This is a genomic window from Streptosporangium sp. NPDC001681, from assembly GCF_040298085.1.
Taxonomy (GTDB): domain Bacteria; phylum Actinomycetota; class Actinomycetes; order Streptosporangiales; family Streptosporangiaceae; genus Streptosporangium.
Window position 1 is genome coordinate 1 of sequence record NZ_JBEOZN010000284.1, and the last position, 3,083, is coordinate 3,083.

Below are 3,083 nucleotides of genomic sequence, written 5' to 3' on the forward strand. Positions count from 1 at the left end.
GCACCACCGCCCGATGCTCGAACGCCGACCGCGTCGTGGCCAGCGAGAACGCGGCATCGGCCAGCCCCAGATCAGGCTCACCATCCAGGAACGACACCAGTCGCCCGGCCTGCGCCCGCAACGCTCCTGCCGTACGGCCCGACACCAGCACCGGCACCACACCCGCCGGTGCCGGATCATCCGCGTCCGGCCCGGCGTCAGGAACTCCCGGGCCTTGTTCGATGATGACGTGCGCGTTGGTGCCGCTGAAACCGAACGACGACACCCCGGCCCGCCACGGCCGATCCACCTGCGGCCAGGGCCTGGTCTCGGTCAGCAGTTCCACCGCACCAGCCGACCAGTCCACGTGCGAGGACGGTTCGTCCACGTGCAGCGTCTTGGGCAGCACCCCGTGCCGCATCGCCATGACCATCTTGATCACACCCGCGACACCCGCGGCCGCCTGGGTGTGACCGATGTTCGACTTCACCGAGCCGAGCAGCAGCGGCCGATCCTCCGGCCGATCCTGACCGTACGTGGCCAGCAGGGCCTGCGCCTCGATCGGGTCACCCAGCGTCGTCCCCGTGCCGTGCGCCTCGACCACGTCCACGTTCGCGGGGGTCAGGCCCGCACCGGCCAAGGCCTGGCGGATCACCCGCTGCTGCGACGGGCCGTTCGGCGCGGTCAACCCGTTGGACGCACCGTCCTGGTTCACCGCCGAGCCGCGCAGGACGGCCAGGATCTGGTGGCCGTTGCGGCGGGCGTCCGACAACCGCTCCAGCACCAACATGCCTATGCCTTCGGACCAGTTCGTGCCGTCCGCCGCGTCGGCGAACGCCTTGCATCGTCCGTCGGTCGCGAGCCCGCCCTGGGCGCTGAAGTCGATGAACATTCCGGGCGTGGCCATCACGGTCACGCCTCCCGCGAGGGCCAGACCGCACTCGCCCGAGCGCAGCGCCTGCGCCGCCAGATGCAACGCCACCAGAGAGGACGAACAGGCGGTGTCCACCGTGACCGCAGGGCCCTCCAAGCCCAGCGCGTAGGCGATACGCCCGGTGGCGATGCTTCCGGCGGTCCCGGTGCTGACGAAGCTCCTCACTTCCAGCGGGAACTCGGCACTCGGCCCGTAGTCGTGGTAAATGACGCCGGCGAACACGCCCGTGTGGCTGCCACGCAGCGAGACCGGGTCGATCCCGGCCCGCTCGATCGCCTCCCACGACACCTCAAGCAGCAACCGCTGCTGCGGATCCATCGCCAACGCCTCACGCGGCGAGATCCCGAAGAACCCGGGGTCGAACTCCCCGGCCTCGTGCAGGAAGCCACCCTCACGCACATAGCTGGTGCCCCGGCGCTCCCGGTCCGGGTTGTACACCACCCCGAGATCCCAGCCACGCGACGTCGGGAACTCTCCGATCCCATCACCGCCCTCGGCCACCAGACGCCACAAGTCTTCAGGAGAGTTGACATCACCCGGAAAGCGGCACGCCATCGACACAATCGCAATCGGATCGTGCCTGCCCGACTCAACCTCTTGGAGTCGCCGACGGGTCTCACGCAGATCAGCGGCGACCGACTTGAGGTATTCAACGAGCTTCCGGTCTTCCGACATCGGGGCGGCCCTCCGAAGTGTTCCGAGGCGAGCCGGGATCACAGATCTTTCAGGTAGCCCAGTTCGCTTTCGATGATGCCGAGGATGTCTTCGGCACTCGCTGATTCGAGCATGTCTACGACAGCGATTTCACTAGTTCCTGGGCCGCTCTCGCTCACCTTCCCCAGCAGCTGCCGGAGCCGTGTCGCGATACCGTTCCGAGTGATCTCGTCGAGCGCGTCCTCGGAAAGTGCGGCCTCGAATCGGTCGAGGTCGGCCAGCAACGACGGCTTCGCGGCTGCGGGTTCCCCGGGAGCGATTTCCGCGAGGAGGTGCTCGGCGAGGACAACGGGGGTGGGGTAGTCGAAGATGAGGGTGGCCGGCAGGCGCAGCCCGGTGGCGGCGTTGAGCCGGTTGCGCAGCTCGATCGCGGTCAGCGAGTCGAAGCCCAGCTCGCGGAACTCGCGCCGTACTTCCACCGCCGCGGAGTCGGGGTGTCCGAGGACGGCGGCGGCCTGGGTGCGAATGAGGTCGGACAGCATGCGGATCCGCTTGGGGTGGGCCAGGCCGGCCAGCTGCCGGGACAGCGCCTCGCCCGCGCCGCCACCTCCGGCTGCCGACAGCGCGGCGGCCGTACGGCGGGTGCCGCGCACCAGACCGCGGAACAACGGCGGCACCTGCTCTTGTGGCACTGTGGGCGGATTCAGCTGGACCGGGATCACGAGTGGTGAGTCCGATCCGATGGCCGCGTCGAACAGCGCCAGTCCCTGCTCGGTGGTGATCGGCGGCAGCCCGGCGGCGGTCATCCGCTGCACATCGGCCTGCGACATGTCCCCGGTCATCCCGGTGGCCTGCGCCCACAGTCCCCACGCCAGCGACAGTCCCGGCAACCCCAGCGCCCGGCGCCGTGCCATCAACGCGTCCAGCCAGGCATTGGCCGCCGCGTAGTTGCCCTGACCACCACCGCCCATCACCCCGGCCAGCGAGGAGAACACCACGAACCCAGCCAGATCCATACCCTGGGTCAGCTCATGCAGATGCCAGGCCGCGTCCACCTTCGGCCGCAACACCGCATCCAGCCGCTCCGGCGTCAGCGAGGCGATCGTCCCGTCATCCACCACGCCCGCGGTGTGGATCACCGCGGTCAGCGGATGCCCGGCATCGACCTGCGCCAGCAGCGCGGCGACCTGATCCCGATCGGCCACATCACAGGCGGCGACCGTGACCTCGACCCCGTGCGCGATCAGCTCGGCCCGCAACTCCACCGCACCTGGAGCCTCCAGGCCCCGGCGGCTGGTCAGCAGCAGACGCCGCACCCCACGCTCGGCCACCAGATGCCGCGCGAACAACGCGCCCAGACCACCGGTGCCACCGGTGATCAGCACCGTGCCCTCCGGGTTCCACCGCCGGGGCATGGTCAACACGATCTTGCCCGTGTGCCTGGCCTGACTCATGAACCGGAACGCCTCCCGGCCCCGGCGCACATCCCACGCCGTCACCGGCAACGGCCGCAACT

At 69.5% G+C, this 3,083-nt stretch carries 2 protein-coding genes; both read right to left on the reverse strand.

The features are described from left to right. The coding region (locus ABT130_RS47330; RefSeq protein ID WP_350966456.1) for a type I polyketide synthase at positions 1-1,588 on the reverse strand (1,588 nt) is incomplete at its 3' end. Between the two features lie 38 nt (positions 1,589-1,626). Continuing rightward, the coding region (locus tag ABT130_RS47335) for a type I polyketide synthase (protein ID WP_350966457.1) at positions 1,627-3,083 on the reverse strand (1,457 nt) is incomplete at its 5' end.